Origin of the sequence: Peribacillus sp. ACCC06369, from assembly GCF_030348945.1 — a bacterium.
In the GTDB taxonomy this organism is placed as follows: Bacteria; Bacillota; Bacilli; order Bacillales; family DSM-1321; genus Peribacillus.
Genome location: NZ_JAUCEN010000002.1, coordinates 3642790 through 3664501, shown reverse-complemented (window position 1 = coordinate 3664501; position 21712 = coordinate 3642790). Strand labels below are relative to the sequence as shown.

The window sequence follows — 21712 nt, the reverse complement described above, 5'->3', positions numbered from 1 at the left end:
TTGAGCCAGCAAGATTCGTTGGATTTGTTTTCAGAGGAGAAAATGTTCATGAAAGGAAGTCATTTAGTGACGATCTTTCATAATGAAGAAAATATGTACTCGGTTGTAAGAATTCGTGTGCATGAAACGAATCTGAATTATGAAGAGAAGGAAGCTGTCGTAACAGGTTATTTTCCAAGGATGCATGAGGATGAGATCTATATTTTTTATGGGGCGATGAAGGAACATGCGCGTTTTGGCCTTCAATTTCATGTGGAGCATTTCCGTAAGGATTTGCCTCAATCCAAGGAAGGGATCGTCAGTTATTTATCCGGTGATCTTTTCAAGGGCATTGGGAAAAAAACAGCCGAAAGCATTGTTGAGACCCTAGGGGAAAAGGCAATTTCCAAAATTCTGGCTCAGCCTTCGTTACTTGATGATATCCCGAAGCTATCAGGGGAAAAGGCAAAGGGCCTCTATGATACATTAGTCGAGCATCAAGGTTTGGAACAGGTGATGATCGCCCTGAATCAATATGGCTTTGGACCACAGTTGTCGATGAAGATTTATCAAATGTATAAACAGGATACGATCACGATGGTTCAGGGAAATCCTTATAAGCTCGTGGAGGATATTGAAGGGATTGGTTTTGGACGGGCGGATGAGCTTGGGCATCAGCTTGGCATTTCCGGCAGCCATCCCGACCGAATCAAGGCTGCGTGCTTGTATACACTTGAATCACAATGCCTCCAGGATGGAAATATCTACATAGAAGCCGAGCAGCTATTGGAAGCGGTCAAGCGACTGCTTGAGGAAAATAAACGGGATCGCATTGAATTCACAAACATTTCCTCGGAAATAATCGAATTGACGCAAGAGGGAAAAATAGTTGTCGAGGATCAACGAATTTATCCGCCTTCACTATTCTATTCCGAAAAGGGAATCGTCATGAACATCAAGCGGCTGCTTGCTCAAACGGAGTATGAGGACCAGTTCCCGGAATCGGAGTTTTTGCTGGCACTTGGGAAGCTGGAAGAGCGGCTTGATGTTTCCTACGCCCCAGCCCAAAAGGAAGCGATACAAACAGCCCTGCAGTCCCCCATGTTAATCTTGACGGGGGGGCCTGGTACCGGTAAGACGACGGTGATCAAAGGAATTGTTGAGCTTTATGCGGAGCTGCATGGTGTATCCATGGACATTAACGATTATAAAAAAGAAGGAAGCGATCCATTTCCATTCGTACTTGCGGCTCCTACTGGCCGAGCAGCGAAACGCATGGCCGAATCGACTGGACTTCCCGCTGTTACGATCCACCGTTTGCTGGGGTGGAACGGGAGTGAAGGCTTTTCCCATGATGAGGATAATCAGTTGGATGGCCGGATCGTGATCATCGATGAGGTTTCCATGGTTGATACGTGGCTGGCCCATCAATTGTTTAAAGCCTTGCCGGAAAATGTCCAAGTGATATTGGTGGGTGATGAAGATCAGCTGCCATCAGTCGGCCCTGGGCAGGTTTTAAAGGATTTGCTTGCATCGGATTGTGTACCGACTGTCAGTTTGGAACATATTTACCGTCAAGCTGACGGCTCATCGATCATTGAATTGGCCCATGACATCAAAAAAGGAAGACTCCCGGATGATGTTACGAAGCAGCAAGAAGATCGATCGTTCATTCGCTGTCAGACCGGGCAAATCGCCCAGGTAATCGAGAAAGTGGTTGCGAATGCCAGGACAAAGGGTTTCACGGCCAGGGATATACAGGTACTGGCTCCGATGTATAGGGGGCCTGCCGGGATTGATGCACTGAATAAAATGCTTCAGGAAGTGTTCAATGGCAATGCGGATGAAAAGCGGCGGGAAATTAAATTCGGTGACGTGATATACAGAACGGGTGATAAGGTGCTTCAACTGGTGAACCAGCCAGAGGAGGGTGTCTTTAATGGCGATATGGGTGAAATCGTGTCCATACTGTTCGCTAAGGAAAATACCGATCATGTCGATAAAGTTATCATTTCTTTCGAAGGTATCGAGGTGACCTACACGAAACAGGACTTGAACCAGATTACTCATGCATATTGCTGCTCCATTCATAAGTCGCAGGGAAGCGAATTCCCCATTGTCATTTTACCTGTAGTGAAAAGTTATTATCGGATGCTTCGCCGAAATTTATTGTATACGGCAATTACCCGCAGTAAAAATTTCTTGATCCTTTGTGGTGAAGAGGATGCATTCCGTTTAGGGATCGAGCGTAATGATGAGATGCGCCGGAAAACGACTTTGCGTGAAAAGCTGCGGGAGATTTTGAGTGAGGAAGATAGGCCGGTTGAAAAGGGAGATGTACATGCGCCAGAGGCAAGTTATCTTGATACTCTCATGCATGCTGACCCGATGATCGGGATGGAAAGTGTCACCCCTTATGATTTCATGTAGCTGGTGATCAATGTTTTGTTTCTTCATTTGATGAATTTTGTTTATAATTCATAGTTTTGGTGGAACTAATATAGAATATAACTTATATGTGAAAGAGTAGGGGGGAAACTGATGAAAAAAGGTTGGATACTAGGAATAGTCGTTGTCGTTTTGCTGGTCATTTTTGGGGCATCTTCGTACAACGGCCTTGTAAGTGCAAGTGAAGATGTCGACAATAAATGGTCACAGGTGGATAACCAATTGAAACGAAGGGCGGATTTGATTCCGAACCTTGTTGAAACGGTCAAGGGTTATGCTTCGCATGAAACGGAAGCCATTAAAGCGGTGAGTGATGCACGCTCGAAGCTAGCCGGCGCCAACTCGACTGAAGATGCAATTGATGCCGATCAAGAATTGAGCGGGGCCTTAAGCCGTCTTTTGGTGGTTGTCGAGAACTATCCGGATTTAAAGGCCAATGAGAACTTCAAGGGTCTCATGGATAGTTTGGAAGGAACGGAAAATCGACTGACAGTAGCACGAAAAGACTATAATGATGAAGTTACAAACTATAATAAGATGATTAAACGCTTTCCGAAGAATATGATGGCAGGAGTGTTCGGGTTCGATGCTAAACCATATTTTGAAGTGACCGATCAAGAAAAAGAAACGCCAAAGGTTGATTTCGGGAGCGATAAATAATGAAAAAACTAGCTGTGTTTGCGCTATTCTTCATTCTCACGTGCAGTTTAGCAAACGTGGTCGCAGCACAACCTAACATCCCTGAACCAGTTGGGGATATATATGTTCAGGACTTCGCCGGAGTCCTGGATGATCAGGAAAAATCCGAACTCATCGAACTTGGGAAACGATTGGATGATGCTACAAAAGCACAAATTTCCGTTTTGACGGTTGATTCCATGGAAGGATCCGAGATCGAGGAGTACTCGGTCGAGGCATTGAGATCATTCAAACTGGGTGATTCCGAGCTGAACAATGGAGTTCTAATTGTTCTAGCCATGGAAGAACAGAAAATCCGTATTGAAGTGGGTTACGGTTTGGAAGGGGCCATTACCGATATAAAATCTGGTCAGATTTTGGACAATGTGGCTATCCCTGCGCTGAAAGAGGGTAAATATGATGTTGCCCTGACGGAAACCTATAAGGCCGTATATAACGATGTCATGAAAGAATACAACCTAGGTGACGAGTTTTATCAAGATCTCTCCGTTCAGCCTGAGTCAGAAAACTTTCAGCCATCAGGTTTACAGATTTTCCTCATTATCCTCGTTGTCATCATCGTATTCATCCTCGATGCCAAGTTCTTTAAAGGATTTTTCCTCCAAACGCTAATCAATATCCTTTTGATAATCATCAGTCGCGGAGGCGGCGGTGGCCGTGGAGGCGGCAGCGGCGGTCCACGTGGAGGTGGCGGAGGAAGTTCCGGTGGCGGAGGTGCCAGCAGGGGATGGTAAAACAGGTGAATCAGACCGGGAAACCGGTCTTTTTTTTATGCCTGTTCCCTGTATTTCCGGAAGATGGAGCAACAATGGAAAACCTTTCAGCACATCTATTTTCAGTAGTAAAGAGATAATAAAAATGTTCGGAAAGGCGGGATGACCTTGCGGACGTTTTCATTATTGAAAGGGATGCCGGTTTTTACAATCAAAGGAGAAAGAGTCGGCACGGTCCACGATTTATCAATTTCTGAAATGGGTCAGGTAACAGGCTTGGTCGTTCATCAGCAAGCATTGTTCAAAAGAGCTTTTCATTTGAAACTTGACGATATTTCTTCATTCGGTCCAGATGGGATCGTCATCATGCAACAGGATTCAAACTTAAGGAAAGTGCCTGCGGATTCCATATGCCTATCGAAGGACGAATTATTGGGTCGCATGCTTTTTTCAGAAATGGGCGAAGAACTGGGTTTACTGCAGGATGTATATTTCAAGGAGAAAATGGGCACGATTATAGCGTATGAAACAACGGATGGGTTTTTCTCGGAGTCGACAGTGATAGAATCAAAACAGCCGCCTGCATTAGGGAAGGATACCATCATTGTTTCAGTTTATGAACAGTGAGGTGTCCATTTTGGAAATTAAATGTCCGAATTGCCGCAGTAAAGATGTTGGGAAGATTGGCGTGAATCAATATTATTGTTGGAATTGCTTTATTGAAATGACCTTATCCGAAGGGCTCATTAATACGCACCAAGTCGAGGAAGATGGAAGTTTAAGCTCATTGGACGATTTGTTTGAGGAAAATGACCGCCGCTTCAGTATGTAATTTAACGGAAGAGGTGTTTGCAATGGCTAGACGTTCACGCAATACTCTAATGAATATGGGTTCGGACTTGATGAACTCGAAGATGATCAAACGGAACATGAAGAAAATACGCAAAAGATTAAAGTCATTATTATAGCGGGAATGGGTGTCCTGATAATGAGGGCACTCTTTTTTATGTATGAAAACCTTCCGCCTTTCGAAGAATAAATGAGCGGGAGGTGTTTAGTGTGAGTATTCGTCTGAAGTGGTTTTATCGCCTGGGTTTTTTATTGCTCTTATTTTTCGTTATCTATATTTTTATGAAACTTAAGCCCATGTGGGGACCTTTCGTTACTGTATGTGTGACGGTACTGCTGCCTTTTTTGATTGGTGCGTTCATCAGTTACTTGCTGCATCCGGTAGTGGAATATTTAAATGAGAAAGGGCTGCGTCGCTGGCTTTCGATTACGATTATCTATTTGTTGTTTTTCGGAGGGATTGGCTTTGCCGTTTATAAAGGTATTCCAGTGATTGTCAGCCAGGTTCGCGAGCTGTCGGAAAGCGTCCCAGAACTGGTTGATCAGTATCGGAGCCGGATAGATAAGCTCAATCATCAAACGGCAGCATGGCCGTTCGGAATTCATGAAAGGTTCGAAGAAGGTGTCACCCTTTTCGAAGGCTGGCTGAAGCGTATTCCAGAGAAGGCGATGGAGTATGCAATGAAGATGATTGATTTCATCGTTCTGATTGCTTTGATTCCATTCATTGCTTTTTATATCCTGAAAGATTTCACTGTTCTAAAAAAAATGGCTTGGTATATGACCCCGAAAAAATGGCGCAAGCAGGGACGGGCATTCGTTCGTGATGTGGATGCGTCGCTGGGCGGCTATATTCGCGGACAAATCATTGTCTGTGCCTTGGTCGGGTTGATTTCCTCGCTGCTTTTCTGGATAGTCGGAATGCAATATCCGCTGCTATTGGGAGCGATAATCGGAATAACGAATGTCATTCCGTATTTCGGGCCTGTAATTGGGGCCATCCCTGCAGTGATCATCGCCGCGACCATGTCAGTGAAAATGGTGGTGATCATCGCGGTCATCGTGCTCCTGCTTCAATTTCTCGAGGGAAATATCCTGTCGCCGTTTATAGTCGGTAAAAGCCTCCATATGCACCCGCTTTTCATCATGCTCGCATTATTGGCCGGAGGTGAAATAGGTGGTATCACGGGCATGGTCCTTTCGATTCCCATTTTGGCTGTGTTGAAAGTTTTTGTGCTTCATGCCCGCGTTCACTTTAGAAAGAAGCCGCCCCTTATTGACAAATAAAAGTCTTGTGAATATAATCCATTACATAAGATAATTCGTTGAAGGATGAAGTATGCTGAAGTCCATCTAAAAGAGAGGGGTCCCCCAGGCTGAAAGGGACTGCAAGGTGAAGAGCAGCAGAAAGCTAGTCCTGAGAGCAGCTAATACCTGCCGTCATGCCGCGTTAAGGCTTTTATGAAGGTGATGGACCCGGGAATTCCTGCGTCCATAATCAGGGTGGTACCGCGAGTTAACTCTCGTCCCTGTTTTTGGGATGGGAGTTTTTTGTGTGCTCAAAATTACATAATTTTAAAAGGAGGATATATATATGAAGTATTTAACCGGTGCTCAAATCCGCCAAATGTATTTAGATTTTTTTAGTGAAAAAGGCCATAACATCGAACCAAGCGCGTCATTGGTTCCTCATGAAGATCCATCATTGCTTTGGATCAATTCCGGGGTGGCGACGTTAAAGAAATATTTTGATGGACGGGTGATTCCCGAAAATCCAAGGATTACAAATGCACAAAAGGCCATCCGTACAAACGATATTGAAAACGTGGGGAAAACGGCACGTCATCATACGTTTTTCGAAATGCTCGGCAACTTCTCCATTGGTGAATACTTCAAAGAAGAAGCCATCACATGGGCATGGGAGTTTTTGACGGATGAAAAGTGGATTGGGTTCGACAAAGAGAAATTGGCTGTGACAATCCATCCTGAAGATGATGAAGCCTTCGAACTCTGGAATAAGAAAATCGGTGTTCCAGCTGAAAGAATCATTCGCCTGAAAGAAAACTTCTGGGATATCGGTGAGGGTCCAAGTGGCCCGAATACAGAGATTTTCTATGACCGCGGACCAGCATATGGCGATGACCCGAATGATCCGGAACTATATCCAGGCGGTGAAAATGAACGGCATCTAGAGGTCTGGAATCTTGTGTTTTCTCAATTCAACCATAATCCGGACGGTTCTTATACACCGCTTCCAAAGAAAAATATCGATACGGGCATGGGTCTTGAACGTATGGCTTCCGTCGTTCAAGATGTAGAGACTAACTATGATACGGATTTATTCATGCCGATCATCCGGGCAGTCGAAGAGATCTCCGATGTGAAATATGGTGTTGATGCAGAAAAAAATGTTGCTTTCAAGGTCATTGCCGACCATATTCGTACGGTTGCCTTTGCGGTAGGTGACGGGGCTCTTCCATCCAACGAAGGCCGAGGCTATGTATTGCGCCGTTTGCTTCGCAGAGCGGTTCGTTATGCTAAGCAAATCAACATCAATCGACCATTCATGTTCGAACTTGTGACGGTCGTCGGCGAAATCATGAAAGACTTCTACCCTGAAGTCCTCAATAATAAAGAATTCATTGCAAAAGTTATCAAGAATGAAGAGGAACGCTTCCACGAAACCCTACATGATGGACTGGCCATCCTTTCTGAAGTCATTAGAAAGGAAAAGGAAAAAGGCGGTACAACCATTCCAGGCAGTGATGCATTCCGTTTATATGACACATATGGTTTCCCGATCGAGTTAACGGAAGAATATGCAGAAGAAGAAGGCATGACGGTCGATCAAGCCGGTTTTGAAAAAGAAATGGATGCACAGCGTGAACGTGCCCGTTCAGCACGTCAAGATGTTGATTCCATGCAAATCCAAGGCGGGGTATTAGGCGATATTAAAGTTGAAAGTGAATTTGTCGGCTATGATCAAGTTGCGGTTGAAGCAAAAGTTTCTGCCATCATTAAAAATGGCGAGCTTGTTACGGAGGCACAAGAAGGTGAAGAAGTTCAGGTAATCTTGAACAAGACTCCTTTCTACGCGGAAAGCGGCGGGCAAATAGCTGATAAAGGAACGATGGCTAGTGATGCCGTGAAGGTTGATGTCCATGATGTTCAAAAAGCTCCTAATGGCCAAAATCTGCACCGTGTAACAGTGGCTGCCGGCACTTTAACATCAGATTCCGATATCGTTGCTGCGGTAGATCAAGAAAACCGCATCCATATCACGAAAAATCATACTGCGACACATCTTCTGCACCAGGCGTTGAAAGATGTGCTTGGTACACATGTCAATCAGGCTGGTTCACTCGTACAAGCTGAGCGCCTTCGCTTCGATTTCTCTCATTTTGGCCAGATAACGGCGGAAGAGATTGAGCGGATCGAAACGATTGTAAATGAAAAGATTTGGCAAAGTTTACAAGTGAATACGGACTATAAAAACATTGAAGAAGCTAAAGCGATGGGTGCAATGGCCTTGTTCGGCGAAAAATACGGCAAGATTGTCCGTGTCGTTCAAATAGGCGATTATAGTCTTGAACTTTGCGGGGGTGTCCACGTCCCGAATACAGCGGTGATCGGCTTGTTCAAAATCGTTTCAGAAAGCGGCATCGGTGCAGGGACTCGCCGGATAGAAGCGGTAACGGGTGCCGGGGCATACAAATTGATGACTGATCAAATCGGTGTCTTGAAAGACGCGGCTGCTAAGTTGAAAACGAACTTGAAAGATGTACCTTCAAGAATTGAAACGGTCTTAGCTGAAGTGAAGGATCTTTATCGTGAGAATGAAAGCCTGACTGCAAAGTTAAGTAATATTGAAGCTGGAAGCCTTGTTTCTAACGTAAAAGACATAAATGGGGTTCAAGTATTGGTGGCAAAAGTTCAAGCTACCGATATGAATAATCTACGTGCCATGGCTGATGATTTGAAACAAAAGCTCGATTCTGTCATTATCGTATTAGGATCCGCCCAAGGTGATAAAGTCAATTTGATTGCTGGGGTTACCAAGGATTATATCGATCGCGGTTTCCATGCTGGTAAATTGATCAAAGAAGTTGCTTCCCGTTGCGGCGGAGGCGGTGGCGGACGTCCAGATATGGCCCAAGCCGGCGGAAAAGACCCTGAAAAATTGGATGCAGCACTTAATTTTGTTGAAGAATGGGTCTTATCGATTTCATAATCAATGAAAAGTGTTGTACAATGTAGGTAATAGTGGATTCTGGACGCTGAGGAGAGGTGCATGTTAATGAGTTCCTTTGATAAAACGATGAAATTTAATTTTCCCGAAGAACCATTCGAAAGAGATGTACAAGAAGTATTGTCTCAAGTTTATGTTGCTCTTCAGGAAAAAGGTTATAACCCGATCAACCAAATTGTCGGTTATCTATTATCTGGTGACCCGGCCTACATCCCGCGCCATATGGACGCTCGGAACATTATTCGTAAGCTTGAACGCGATGAAATCATCGAAGAATTGGTTAAGTCGTATCTTAAGAATCATCGAGAGGAATACTAATGCGCACAATGGGACTTGATTTAGGTTCAAAAACCATCGGCGTTGCCGTGAGTGACGCGATGGGTTGGACTGCACAAGGATTGGAAACGATCAAAATTAACGAAGCTGGAAATGACTTCGGCTTTAAACGTCTCAATGAAATTATAAAAGAGCATGAAGTTTCTAAAATTGTCCTGGGTTTACCTAAAAATATGAATGGTACTGTTGGACCGCGAGGCGAGATCAGTCAAGATTTCGCTAAACGATTAGAAAAAAAATTCAAGCTGCCGGTGTTTCTCTGGGATGAACGGTTGACAACTATGGCGGCTGAACGTGTCCTTCTTGAGGCGGACGTGAGCCGAAGCAAACGCAAGAAAGTCATTGATAAAATGGCTGCTGTCATGATTCTGCAAGGATTCTTGGACAGACAAACAAATTCAATATGAGGTGAATACAAATGGAACACGGCGAAAACAACATTACAGTAGTAGATGAAAACGGAAACGAGCAGCTTTGCGAAATCCTTTTCACATTCGACTCAGATAAATTCAACAAATCTTATGTACTTTACTATCCGATGTCTGCAGAAGATGAAGAGGAAGAAATTGAAATCCACGCTTCATCATTCGTACCAAGCGAAGATAATAAAGATGGTGAACTTACACCCATCGAAACAGAAGAAGAATGGGATCTAGTCGAAGAAATGTTAAATACATTCCTTGACCAAGAAGAAGCTGAAGAAGAATAATATCAGAAAAAACCGACCTCGATCGAGGTCGGTTTTTTCATTTATGTACCAGTAAACCCTTATCTTTTCTCTGCGAATAAAAGAATAAAAGTAGCGAGCGGACCCAAAAATAATGAGAGCAAGAACCAATTCAGCCCCGTTCTATTTTTACCTTGAGCAAGTCCTGCGTTAATGAGTGCCAATGTCCCCCAACCTACAAAATAAGAATTATCCAACTCCTTCACACCTTCCTTCATCTAAAAATTAATAATGGCATCGTTACATGATATTCCTGTCATTGACTGAAATGCCTAACACATGCAGGGAAACAAATTTAAGGGCTTTTTCTATTAAATAATACCTGAATATTGACAAAACTAGTGCTTTTTTGCCATAAATAGAGTAGTAATGAATGTAGTTTTGCAAAAACCATGTAATTATTTGTTGATTTTAGTATAATGTTCGAAGCAAAGTTTAATTAGAGAAAGCATCATCGAGAAACCATTCTGTAGTTGGTGTGAGTTTGCAGGGGGAATGAAAATGGATGAAAAAGATAAAAATTTATCTAAAAAGGAACAAATCCGTATGAAATTGTTAGAACAGCAAGGAGAAGCCAGGCTGGTTCGTAAAATCATCATGATTACGATAGCTTCGCTTATTGTACTAATTGGGATAGTAGGTCTTGTGGGCTTTTTGTATATCAACTCAGCCATGAAACCAGTCGATCCTGATGATGATACCATCAAGAAAGTGAAAATCCCAATCGGTTCTTCCGTGAATGGAATTTCAACACTGCTAGAAGAACAGGGAATAATCAAGGACGCACGTGTATTCAAATATTACATTAAGTTCCGCAATGAATCCGGTTTTCAGGCAGGTGAGTATAAATTATCGCCTTCGATGCCAATTGAAGATATTGTCACTAGCATCAAAACCGGGAAACTCATGAAAGAAGCTGCATTGAAGATAACCATTCCTGAAGGAAAGCAGCTTATCCAAATTGCCGATATCATCGCAGTGAAGACCGGTGAAGATCCGAAAAAGGTCTTTAAGGTATTGAATGATAAGAAATTCGTCAAGTCCATGCAAGAGAGATTTCCGGAGCTCTTGACGTCGGAGATTGAAAATGAAAAGGTATTATATCCGCTTGAAGGGTACCTTTTCCCAGCTACTTATGACTTTTATGAGGAAAAGCCGACCATGGAATCCATAGTCATCGAGATGCTGAAGAAAACGGAAGAGACATTACAGGCATACGAGACCCAGATGGACAAAAACGATTATTCCGTACACGAGATGCTGACCTTCGCTTCGCTTGTCGAAGAGGAAGCGACGGCACAAGTCGATCGCGGAAAGATAGCTTCCGTCTTTTACAATCGTATCGAGGAAGATATGCCGCTTCAAACGGATCCGACTGTTTTGTATGCAAAAGGTTCACATAAGAGCAGGGTATATTACAAAGACCTTGAGGTGAAATCCCCTTATAATACGTATAAGAACAAGGGGCTGCCGCCAGGACCGATTGCCAATGCCGGAACGACATCGATCGATGCGGTATTGAAACCTGAGAAAACGGATTTCCTATACTTTTTGGCAACACCTGAAGGGGAAGTCCTGTACTCCAAAACCTTGGATGACCACAATAACAAAAAGGCAGAGCATATTTCCAATAAATAAATAAAAAATGCAATGCGACTGAGGGGGGAGGGATATTACTTTCCCCTTGTTTTTATGATAGAATAGTACAAGTGAATTTTAGATCCGATTTTTATCGGTGACGTAACTCGGCGAATGCCGGGTTTTATTTTGAAAGATAAGGAAATGTAGATCGTCAAGCATACTTGTTTCAGCTCCTTGTGAAAAATTGTAGGCAATAGTTTTTGACCGATCAATTTCTTCATGCACTGACCAAGCGCTTTCGTTTTTCTTATAATTGGAGGAAACGTTTTGAACGGAAAAATAGAACAATATCTTCATTCCTTAATTCCGGAGCGTACGGGTTTGATTAAGGAGTTGGAAGATTTTGCAATGGAAAATAATGTGCCGATCATGGAGCCAGAAGGCATTGAGGTGCTGCTTCAGATTTTAAGGCTCCACCAGCCTAAGGCGATATTGGAGGTTGGTTCGGCGATTGGCTATTCGGCCATAAGGATGGCTGAGACCCTTCCGGAGGCTAAAATCGTCACACTTGAACGGAATGAAGCCCGCATTGAGCAGGCAAGAGCTAATATCAAGAGGGCTGGGCTTTCGGAAAGGATTACCCTCATTGAAGGGGATGCCCTTGAAGCAGGACCGAAAGTCATGGAACATGGTCCGTTTGATATCATCTTTGTTGATGCAGCTAAAGGGCAGTACAAGCGATTCTTTGAACTGTTTGAACCATTCCTTGCTGATGCTGGCATTATCATTACTGATAATGTTTTATTTAAAGGCTTGGTTGCCGAAAACATTGAAGAAATGGAAATGACGAGACGAAAGCGAGCTCTCATCAAAAAAATCAGAGACTTTAACATCTGGTTACATGACCATCCTCATTTCGATACGGTAATTTTGCCGATTGGTGATGGTGTGGCCATAAGTAAACATAGAGGTGACAAAAATGAAAAAGCCTGAATTACTCGTGACTCCGACAAGTGTCGATCATATAAAAGAACTTATCGATGCTGGAGCTGATGCCTTCGTCATTGGCGAACAACGTTATGCGCTTAGGCTGGCAGGGGAGTTCAAACGTGAAGACGTCAAGAAGGCGATTGAGCTTGCACATGCCGCAGGCAAGAAAGTATATGTATCCATGAACGCCATTTTTCATAATGAAAAAGTGGACGAGCTTGAAGGGTATGTCACATTCCTTAAGCAGGCTGGTGCTGACCGGATCATATTCGGTGATCCAGCTGTCTTAATGGCTGTCCGTGCCGTGGCCCCTGATATGCCCCTGCACTGGAATACAGAGATGACGGTAACGAACTGGTACACATGTAATTATTGGGGGAAACGGGGTGCTGTCCGTGCCGTGGCTGCCCGTGAGATAAGTCTGGACGAGATAGTGGAAATGAAGGAAAATGCCGAAGTGGAGATTGAAGTGCAAGTGCACGGCATGACATGCATGTTCCAATCCAAGCGGACGCTTCTTGGTAATTACTTTGAATACCAAGGCAAGGCATTGGAAGTGGAAAATCGGAAGGAACATAGAAATATGTTCTTGCATGATAAGGAACGTGAAAATAAATACCCGATTTATGAAGATGAAAATGGTACACATATCATGAGTCCGAATGATATGTGCATGATCGATGAACTTCAGGAATTGATTGAAGCGGAAATTGATTCCCTAAAAATCGAAGGGGTATTACAAACACCGGAATATATCAACGAAATGACAATGTTGTATCGGGAAGCGATTGACGTTTGTGCAGAAGACCCTGAACGTTATGATGATTTGAAAACGGAACTTTTTGAAAAAGTAAAAGCGGTTCAGCCGGATAGCCGTGAGTTGGATACAGGATTCTTCTTTAAGGAATCGGTTTATTAAAGAAAAGGGTAAGAGAAAGAGGAGGAATAGCCTTGAATGCTATTGCTGATAAAATTTCCAAGATCGTTGATGGAAAGAGAGTCATTGTAAAAAAACCGGAATTGCTGGCTCCGGCTGGCAACCTGGAAAAATTAAAAATTGCCGTCCATTACGGTGCGGATGCCGTGTTCATTGGCGGTCAGGAATATGGCCTTCGTTCCAATGCCGGCAACTTCACGTTTGAGGAAATGCAGGAAGGCGTCGAATTCGCTAAAAAATATGGCGCTAAAGTATATGTAACAACCAATATCTTCGCACATAATGAAAATATCGATGGTCTGGATGAATACCTGGAAGGCCTTCAGGAGGCTGGAGTTCATGGTATCATCGTCGCCGATCCATTAATCATCGAAACGTGTAAACGGGTCGCTCCGAACGTCGAAATCCATTTAAGCACGCAGCAATCGCTATCGAACTGGAAGGCTGTTCAGTATTGGAAAGAGGAAGGCTTGGAGCGGGTTGTTTTGGCCCGTGAGACGAGTGCTGATGAAATCCGTGAGATGAAGGAGAAGGTCGATATCGAAATCGAGGCTTTCGTTCACGGGGCCATGTGCATTGCCTATTCGGGACGCTGCACCCTTTCGAACCATATGACGGCGCGGGATTCGAATCGCGGCGGCTGCTGTCAGTCTTGCCGTTGGGATTACGATTTATATGAGTTGGATCAAGACGGGGAAAAGGAATTATTCGATAAAGAAGATGCTCCATTCGCAATGAGTCCAAAAGACCTGAAGCTGATAGAATCCTTGCCAGGCATGATTGAAATTGGCATAGATAGCTTAAAAGTCGAAGGAAGAATGAAGTCCATTCATTATATTGCTACAGTTGTCAGCGTTTATCGTAAGGTGATTGATGCGTATTGTGCCGATCCTGACAATTTCAGGATTAAACAAGAATGGCTGGAGGAGCTTGATAAGTGTGCGAACCGTGAGACGGCATCATCGTTCATGGAAGGGGAAATTCCTGGGTATAAACAGCAAATGTTCGGGAATCATACCGTAAAGACTCGCTTCGACTTCGCTGGTTTGGTGCTTGATTACAACGAGGAAACTCAAATCGCCACCATGCAGCAACGTAACTTCTTCAAGCCTGGAGATGAGGTGGAGTTTTTTGGACCGGAAATCGAAAACTTCACTCAAAAAATCGGTACGATCTGGGATGAGTCAGGTAAGGAGCTGGAGGCAGCCCGCCATCCGCTTCAAATTGTCCGCATTCAAGTAGATAATCAAGTATATGTGAACAATATGATGCGGAAGGAGAATTGACATGACAAGGAAGAAACCAGTGGTCATCGGAGTTACCGGAGGGTCGGGATCAGGTAAAACAAGTGTTACCCGTTCCATTTTTGAATTCTTTCAAGGACATTCGATCTTGATGATCGAACAAGATTATTACTATAAAGATCAAAGTCATCTGCCTTTCGAAGAGCGGTTGAAAACGAACTATGATCATCCGCTGGCATTTGATAATGATTTGTTGATCGATCACCTTAACGCATTGCTGCGTTATGAAACGATAGAAAAACCAGTTTATGATTATTCGATCCATACACGTTCGGAAGAAGTCATCACAGTTGAGCCGCAGGATGTCATCATCCTTGAAGGGATCCTTGTACTGGAAGATGAGCGCCTTCGAGACCTGATGGATATGAAACTATATGTTGATACAGACGCAGACTTGCGGATACTCCGTCGGATGACCCGTGATATTAAAGAACGTGGACGTTCCATAGATTCAGTCATCGAGCAATACATCAGTGTCGTTCGCCCGATGCATAATCAGTTCATAGAACCGACGAAGCGTTATGCCGACATCATCATTCCAGAAGGCGGTCAGAACCATGTGGCGATTGACCTTATGGTGACAAAAATTCAAACAATCCTTGAACAAAAGTCTTTTTTGTAATAACATAGCATAAATAATGATAGGTGCCATTTTCCTCCGTTTTTTAAATAATCCCATTTATTTATTGGGAAAGACTGGACAAATGCTGGAAAACGCAATACTCTATTCTTGATACAGAACGAACCGGCTGCCACCGCAGTCGGTTTATATACTAAGGACCGAGTTGTTCCTTAGTATAAATGCGCGTACTTTTTAAGTCGTGCAAATATATATTTTGACTCGAGTTTTAGAGTTAAGCATTATATACTACATAAACTTGTCACAGCGAAAGCTTGCTGTAAAGAATTAGAAGGAGTGAAGGGTTTTGGCAATCGAAAAAGAATATCCAATGACTAAAGAAGGTAAGTTAAAGCTTGAACAGGAACTGGAACAATTAAAAACGGTTAAACGTAAAGAAGTTGTGGAGAGAATTAAAATCGCCCGCAGTTTTGGGGACCTTTCCGAGAACTCAGAGTACGATTCCGCAAAAGAAGAGCAGGCATTCGTTGAAGGACGTATTACAACAATCGAAAACATGATCCGTAATGCAAAAATCATTGAAGGCAATGATTCGAATACAGATACAGTTTCACTTGGAAAGACGGTAACATTCGTGGAACTTCCAAATGGTGACGAAGAAACATATTCCATCGTAGGAAGTGTTGAAGCGGACCCATTCGATGGGAAAATATCAAATGATTCTCCAATCGCGAAAAGCTTAATAGGGAAAAGGGTCGGCGATAAGGTATCGATTCAGACACCTGGCGGCGAAATGAGCGTCAAGATTGTATCCATCAGCTAATTAACGGCTTAAGAGGATGTCCATACGGGCATCCTCTTTTCATATCGGAAAAACGCCGCGTTAAATTTGTTCATAATTGTTTAAAAATTCGCACCTCGTCAACAATGGTTACGAGGTGTATTTTATGAAAAAGAAACGAATGAGATTGCTGGCTCTTTTTTTGACCACTTTTATGCTGATGCTCATTGGCAGGCTTGCCTACATCCAACTTGTATCGACAGAATCTTTTTCGAAGCATGATGTGAACCTGATAGAAGCAAGTGTGAATCAGCGTTCACAGATATTAAAGATTGATGATGGGCGTGGAAAGTTTTATGACAGAAATGGGGAACCACTTGCACATGAAGAAATCCCAACACTCGTCCTATTTCCATTTTTGAACAAAATGACATGGCCTATAGATGAAATTGCCTCGATCATAGGCAGATCGGAAGCGGAGCTGAAACGAGCAATTGAACAAGCGGATGAACCATTCGTATTTGGCGGAGATGAACCGATAGAGTTGACGCCCAGCCAATCGAAGGCAATCAATCAATTGAAGATACCCGGGGTCTTTGCGGTGAACGAGAAATTATATCATGATCAAACCCCTGCAGCCCAATTGATCGGCACAACGAATATATCGGATGCGGAAAAGAAAAAACGTTATCCGGACATGAATTTATCTCCTGAAACGAAAATAGGAAATACGGGACTGCAAAGGACCTTTGATGAGTTCTTGCTTTCCGCTGGGGAATCAAAGCTCGTATTTCACGTAGACGCCAGTGGGGGCCCCATGTTCGGTGTCGATGTAAAATACGTAGAACCTGCTAATCCTCTTTACCCAGTGAAAGTCGTGACGACGATAGATAAAGAAATTCAGGAAAAAGCGGAGAAGCTCGTCGATGACCGCGGGATAAAAAAAGGCGGTCTCGTACTCATCGATATCGAAAAAAGTGAAATCGTCGCCATGGTATCACGTCCGGCGCTAAATATAAAAGATCCGAATGGCGAAGGGGCCGTCAATATGATGTTGACTCAAAAAACGCCGGGTTCCGTCTTTAAAACGGTTACGGCTGCAGCTGCCATCGATTATGAAGCGGCAAGTCCCACAAGGACATTTAATTGTAATTTAACGATTGACGGCAAAACGGATAAGCAGAGGGAACTGGGCATACTTAATTTTGAAAATAGTTTTGCCCAAAGCTGTAACAGGACATTTGCCGAATTGTCCCAGGAAATAGCTGAGAAGGATCCCGAATTTTTGGATAAATATGCAAAAATGTTAGGGTTGGTTGGCGAAACGGGCTGGCAAGGGGACGTTTATCACACGGAAGTTACTCAGTTGCATCATGAACAAACCGGGAAGGTCTGGCATGATGACGACTTAAAAAAAGATCCCAAAATGATTGCCAAAACAGCCATTGGCCAGCAGGATGTTCAAACGACACCGCTCGCGATAGCGAATATGATGGCCACGATTGCCCGCGGTGGCAAGAAGGAACAGGTCAAAGCCGTTTCCAAGGTCGAATTTAACAATAGTACGACCGTAGTCGATTTCCCCAATCAAAGTATTGGCGGCGAAACGCTGTCTCCATATACAACGATGAAGATGCAGCATCTTCTGAGGAAAGTCGTAACGGAGGAGAAAGGGACTGGGGCTTCTTTGAGAGATTTACCTGTGGAGGTCGCTGGCAAGTCTGGAACAGCTCAGACGAATATTAAAAAAGGAGAGCTCAATAAATGGTTTGCGGGCTACTTTCCATATAAAGATCCAAAATATGCTCTTGTTACCGTAAGTTTTGAAACAAAGGAAAACAGTTCCAGCATGACGCCGCTTTTTTCAGATATTGTAAAAGTCCTGTACTCCAAGAACCAGGACAATAGCGAGAATTGACGAAAAGTGTAGGAAACCCTTCCCTTCTATCTCTAGCTAAATCATGTTAAAATGAGGCAGTAAGAAATGGTAAGGGAGGAATGGACCTTGGGCTCACGTTTCAATCAGAGAGATCAAAAAAGAAAAGTAAATAAAATATATAATATTGCAATCACCATCGTTTCCATTTTAATCGTCATTGTCGCAGTCACGATTTTCTTAAGTGATGATGGCACCGAATCAAAGAAAACCACGACCGAACCTAATCAAATTGCCGAAGAAAAGGGAAAAGTAGTGGACAAACCTGCTGGGAAAGAGGAAGAAACGGATTCAGAGAAGGTAGAGGCAGAAGAGGATAGTAAAGCAACAGAGGAAGATGAAGAAGATAGTAAAGCAACAGAGGAAGATGAAGATAGTAAAGTAACAGAGGAAGATACAGAAGAGAAGGCTGAAGATGGTTCAGACTCAGAAAAAGCTGGGGATGCCGAACTTGTGGAAGTGGAAGGCAGCGGAGATGGCAATGTCGCGGCTACATATACGAGTGAGGGCTGGAAACCAGTTGGAACTGAGCAATCCGGGGAACACACTACAAGCTTCGAAAAGGACTCGGTCGATTGGAATGAAATGAGAAAAGCCATTGCTAATGGCGCTGGATTCGATGAAGGAAGCATGAAGCTATGGTGGCTTCAAAACGGCGGTTCGCCGAACACGGCAATCGGTACCGTTTCTGAAGGGGACAATCCTAAAACCTTCCGAGTCCATATTGAATGGGTGGACGGATCAGGTTGGAAACCTGTAAAAGTCGAAGAGCTGAAGACAAACGATAAAAGGTAATAGTTAAAATTATCCAAACTAAAAACCCCCGAAAGGAATCTTTTCGGGGGTTTTTTCATGGAGATTACTTTTGGGCTTTAAAGTGAACGACTGCGCTATAAAATCGTCTGCCTTCCTCACTAACATACATTTGGTGTGACACGGATTGAACCTGAAGCATGATCGCTTTATTGATTTCAATTTGTGATTGGATTTTTTCTTCAAGATTCTTAATGCTTTCTGCCTCGAAAAATTCTATTTTATCTTCGAATAATTTTAAGTCGAGTTGAAAACCCATGATTGTTCCCCTCCAACATTTAGATACTGTTAGTTTAACACACCTTTTTGTTTGTATCTGAACCTAATGAAGGATTTGCCTAAAAAACAAGAACTGTTTTTGTTTTTAATTCATATTATGCTTATAGGTTTTATTATTCCATCATAAAAAGGTGATTAAAATGGGCAGAGAATTTTTAGATTTATTCGAAGAATGGTCAAAATCGTATGATGATACTGTTGGTGGACACGATATTGAGTATCAAGAAGTTTTTAAACATTATGATAGGATATTGGACAGCGTCACGTATCGGGCTCAGGGTCACGTGCTGGAGTTCGGCGTAGGTACCGGGAATTTAACGGAAAGGCTTTTGAAGAAAGGCCTAAAGGTATCGGGAATCGAGCCTTCACCCGCCATGAGGAAAATAGCGGTAAGCAAAGTGGGCGGAAAAACGGAAATTGTAGATGGCGATTTCATCGATTTTCCGAAGCCGGAACAGGTGGATTCGATCGTGAGTACGTACGCGTTTCATCATTTAACCGATGAAGAAAAAGAAAAAGCGATAGCCAACTATGGAAAGTTACTGAATACTGGTGGTAAAATAGTGTTTGCGGATACGATGTATCAATCAAGGGAAGCGCATGAACGAGCGATTCTAGATGCAAGGCAGGCAGGCTTTCATAATTTGGCGAAAGATTTGCAAACGGAATATTATACTACGATTCCTTTTTTGGAAAAAGTACTTGAAGAAAATGGATACAAAGTGAACTTCGAGCGCTGCAATCAATTTGTCTGGATTATGGAGGCGGAAAAATTATAGGAAGAGGTTTTTACTAATGAAAGTAGCCATAATCGGAGCAATGGAAGAAGAAGTTACGATTTTACGTGATAAATTGGAAGGTTTGGAACAGGTGACCATTGCCGGTTCCGAGTTCAATACAGGCACACTGAATGGTGTTGAGGTCATTTTGCTTAAATCGGGAATCGGTAAAGTGAATGCGGCAATGTCCACTGCGATCCTTTTAGAAAAATTCAAACCGGATGCTGTCATCAATACTGGCTCTGCCGGCGGTTACCATCCAGCACTTAATGTCGGGGATGTGGTCATATCCACGGAGGTTCGCCACCATGATGTCGACGTGACGATTTTTGGATATGAGTATGGTCAAGTCCCTCAGCTGCCGGCAGCTTTCATTCCGGATGAAAAGCTTTTCGCAATCGCAGAAGAAGCAGCTAAAGAAATCGAGGATATACAAGTGGCGAAAGGGTTGATCGTGACAGGGGATTCTTTCATGAACGATCCTGATCGGGTTGAATTCGTCAGAGGGAAATTTTCGGATTTATACGCGGTGGAAATGGAAGCGGCAGCCATTGCTCAAGTGGCCTTCCAATTTAAAACACCGTTTGTCATCATTCGTTCCCTTTCGGATATCGCAGGTAAGGAGTCCAATATTTCCTTTGATAAATTCCTGGAAACTGCGGCTCTTCATTCAGCGGCACTGATTTTGAAAATGGTTGAAAAAATGAAATGAAATGTTAAGTGATCAGCGGAAGACTTTCCGCTGGTTATTCTTTATTGCATAAACCTCATTAAATTGGTAGGATAACTATGAAAGGATGTCCGAATATGAAAGTCTTTCAAAATATTCATGAGTTGATAGGAGAAACGCCGATGATGGAAATCACCCATTTCCCGCTTCCGGATGAAGTCCGTATCTTTGCCAAACTGGAATACTTTAATCCGGGAGGCAGTGTGAAGGACCGGCTTGGTCAAGAACTGTTAGCCGAAGCTTTACGGACTGGGAATGTAAAAAAGGGTGGGACGATAATCGAACCGACTGCCGGAAATACTGGGATTGGCTTGGCGTTGGCGGCGATAAACAGTGGAGTGGACGTGATATTTTGTGTTCCGGAGAAATTCAGTGCCGAGAAACAGGAATTGATGCGTGCCCTTGGAGCAAAAGTGATCCAGACCCCGACAGAGGAAGGAATGAAAGGAGCAATCGCCAAGGCTAAGGCGCTGCTAGCTGAAATTCCGGGATCCTATTGTCCCCAACAGTTTGCCAACCCATCCAATCCTGATGCATATTATAAAACGCTGGGACCTGAAATATGGGAACAGATGGATGGCGATGTGGATGTGTTTGTTGCCGGTGCCGGTACGGGGGGGACATTCATGGGAACATCGCGATATTTAAAAGATAAGAATGCTGCCGTCAAAACGGTCATTGTCGAACCAGAAGGATCGATTTTAAACGGTGGCAAAGCAGGACCCCATAAAACCGAGGGGATAGGGATGGAATTTTTGCCTGCCTATATGGATGAAACGTATTTTGATCAAATTCATACGATAAGCGATCATGACGCTTTCCATATGGTGAAGGAATTGGCGATCAAAGAAGGCCTGCTTGTCGGCAGTTCTTCCGGAGCGGCATTTGCAGCGGCCATGAAGGAAGCGGCCAAGGCTACCCGGGGTGCGAATATCGTCGTCATATTTCCGGATTCCAGTGAACGATACTTAAGCAAAAAAATTTATCAGGGAGGTATATGAA

General features: G+C 43.4%; 23 protein-coding genes. 21 read left to right on the top strand and 2 right to left on the bottom strand.

Annotated features, from left to right (window positions below; all coding sequences use genetic code 11):
* From recD2 to QUF78_RS18665, 10 genes are all read left to right on the top strand, one after another.
* Positions 1-2409: an SF1B family DNA helicase RecD2 gene (recD2, locus tag QUF78_RS18710; RefSeq protein WP_289325834.1), complete on the top strand. Its 2409-nt coding sequence runs from the start codon at positions 1-3 to the stop codon at positions 2407-2409.
* Between the two features lie 108 nt (positions 2410-2517).
* Complete coding sequence (locus tag QUF78_RS18705) at positions 2518-3087, top strand: LemA family protein (RefSeq protein WP_370017084.1); 570 nt, start codon at positions 2518-2520, stop codon at positions 3085-3087.
* Positions 3087-3860, top strand: a complete 774-nt coding sequence (locus tag QUF78_RS18700; RefSeq protein ID WP_289325832.1) for a TPM domain-containing protein — start codon at positions 3087-3089, stop codon at positions 3858-3860. The genes QUF78_RS18705 and QUF78_RS18700 overlap by 1 nt, the downstream gene beginning before the upstream one ends.
* A 147-nt stretch (positions 3861-4007) precedes the next feature.
* Entirely contained in the window at positions 4008-4466 is a 459-nt protein-coding gene (locus tag QUF78_RS18695) for a PRC-barrel domain-containing protein (protein WP_370015894.1), read from the top strand.
* Positions 4456-4671 (top strand): hypothetical protein, encoded by a 216-nt coding sequence (locus QUF78_RS18690; RefSeq protein ID WP_063233024.1) that lies wholly within the window; start codon positions 4456-4458, stop codon positions 4669-4671. The genes QUF78_RS18695 and QUF78_RS18690 overlap by 11 nt, the downstream gene beginning before the upstream one ends.
* 227 nt (positions 4672-4898) lie before the next feature.
* Positions 4899-5975 (top strand): AI-2E family transporter, encoded by a 1077-nt coding sequence (locus QUF78_RS18685; RefSeq protein WP_289325830.1) that lies wholly within the window; start codon positions 4899-4901, stop codon positions 5973-5975.
* A 307-nt stretch (positions 5976-6282) separates the two neighbouring features.
* Positions 6283-8919 (top strand): alanine--tRNA ligase, encoded by a 2637-nt coding sequence (gene alaS / locus QUF78_RS18680; RefSeq protein ID WP_289325829.1) that lies wholly within the window; start codon positions 6283-6285, stop codon positions 8917-8919.
* 66 nt (positions 8920-8985) lie between these two features.
* Positions 8986-9255: an IreB family regulatory phosphoprotein gene (locus QUF78_RS18675; protein ID WP_034311358.1), complete on the top strand. Its 270-nt coding sequence runs from the start codon at positions 8986-8988 to the stop codon at positions 9253-9255.
* Complete coding sequence (gene ruvX, locus QUF78_RS18670; protein WP_064463555.1) at positions 9255-9680, top strand: Holliday junction resolvase RuvX; 426 nt, start codon at positions 9255-9257, stop codon at positions 9678-9680. Before QUF78_RS18675 ends, ruvX begins: the two co-directional genes overlap by 1 nt.
* Before the next feature lie 11 nt (positions 9681-9691).
* Positions 9692-9982, top strand: a complete 291-nt coding sequence (locus QUF78_RS18665; RefSeq protein WP_034308630.1) for a DUF1292 domain-containing protein — start codon at positions 9692-9694, stop codon at positions 9980-9982.
* A gap of 59 nt (positions 9983-10041) precedes the next feature.
* Here QUF78_RS18665 and QUF78_RS18660 read toward each other — a convergent pair whose 3' ends face one another.
* The gene (locus tag QUF78_RS18660; protein WP_289327422.1) at positions 10042-10218 is read right to left on the bottom strand and encodes a hypothetical protein; all 177 of its coding nucleotides are present in this window, start codon (positions 10216-10218) and stop codon (positions 10042-10044) included.
* Positions 10219-10501: 283 nt separating this feature from the next.
* Here QUF78_RS18660 and mltG point away from each other — a divergent pair, with 283 nt between their 5' ends.
* The 8 genes from mltG to QUF78_RS18620 all read left to right on the top strand — a co-directional run bounded on the left by mltG (position 10502) and on the right by QUF78_RS18620 (position 18904).
* Complete coding sequence (gene mltG, locus QUF78_RS18655; RefSeq protein WP_289325828.1) at positions 10502-11638, top strand: endolytic transglycosylase MltG; 1137 nt, start codon at positions 10502-10504, stop codon at positions 11636-11638.
* Positions 11639-11908: 270 nt separating this feature from the next.
* A complete protein-coding gene (locus QUF78_RS18650; protein ID WP_289325827.1) occupies positions 11909-12574 on the top strand; it encodes an O-methyltransferase in 666 nt (221 codons plus the stop codon).
* Positions 12561-13490: a peptidase U32 family protein gene (locus QUF78_RS18645; protein WP_289325826.1), complete on the top strand. Its 930-nt coding sequence runs from the start codon at positions 12561-12563 to the stop codon at positions 13488-13490. Before QUF78_RS18650 ends, QUF78_RS18645 begins: the two co-directional genes overlap by 14 nt.
* 32 nt (positions 13491-13522) lie before the next feature.
* Positions 13523-14794, top strand: a complete 1272-nt coding sequence (locus QUF78_RS18640) for a peptidase U32 family protein (protein ID WP_289325825.1) — start codon at positions 13523-13525, stop codon at positions 14792-14794.
* A gap of 1 nt (position 14795) precedes the next feature.
* Positions 14796-15434, top strand: coding sequence for a uridine kinase (gene udk, locus QUF78_RS18635; protein WP_144479404.1), 639 nt, complete (start codon positions 14796-14798; stop codon positions 15432-15434).
* 304 nt (positions 15435-15738) lie between these two features.
* Positions 15739-16215 (top strand): transcription elongation factor GreA, encoded by a 477-nt coding sequence (gene greA / locus QUF78_RS18630; protein WP_289325824.1) that lies wholly within the window; start codon positions 15739-15741, stop codon positions 16213-16215.
* A gap of 124 nt (positions 16216-16339) precedes the next feature.
* Positions 16340-18091, top strand: coding sequence for a peptidoglycan D,D-transpeptidase FtsI family protein (locus QUF78_RS18625; RefSeq protein WP_289325823.1), 1752 nt, complete (start codon positions 16340-16342; stop codon positions 18089-18091).
* Positions 18092-18178: 87 nt separating this feature from the next.
* Positions 18179-18904, top strand: a complete 726-nt coding sequence (locus QUF78_RS18620) for a YrrS family protein (RefSeq protein WP_289325822.1) — start codon at positions 18179-18181, stop codon at positions 18902-18904.
* A 64-nt stretch (positions 18905-18968) separates the two neighbouring features.
* Here QUF78_RS18620 and QUF78_RS18615 read toward each other — a convergent pair whose 3' ends face one another.
* Complete coding sequence (locus QUF78_RS18615; RefSeq protein WP_289315592.1) at positions 18969-19181, bottom strand: DUF2536 family protein; 213 nt, start codon at positions 19179-19181, stop codon at positions 18969-18971.
* Between the two features lie 160 nt (positions 19182-19341).
* Here QUF78_RS18615 and QUF78_RS18610 point away from each other — a divergent pair, with 160 nt between their 5' ends.
* The 3 genes from QUF78_RS18610 (at position 19342) to QUF78_RS18600 (ending at position 21711) form a co-directional block, all read left to right on the top strand.
* Positions 19342-19980, top strand: coding sequence for a class I SAM-dependent DNA methyltransferase (locus tag QUF78_RS18610; RefSeq protein WP_289325821.1), 639 nt, complete (start codon positions 19342-19344; stop codon positions 19978-19980).
* Between the two features lie 16 nt (positions 19981-19996).
* Positions 19997-20692 (top strand): 5'-methylthioadenosine/S-adenosylhomocysteine nucleosidase, encoded by a 696-nt coding sequence (gene mtnN, locus QUF78_RS18605; RefSeq protein WP_289325820.1) that lies wholly within the window; start codon positions 19997-19999, stop codon positions 20690-20692.
* Positions 20693-20787: 95 nt separating this feature from the next.
* Positions 20788-21711, top strand: coding sequence for a PLP-dependent cysteine synthase family protein (locus QUF78_RS18600; protein ID WP_289325819.1), 924 nt, complete (start codon positions 20788-20790; stop codon positions 21709-21711).
* Position 21712: the final 1 nt, after the last annotated feature.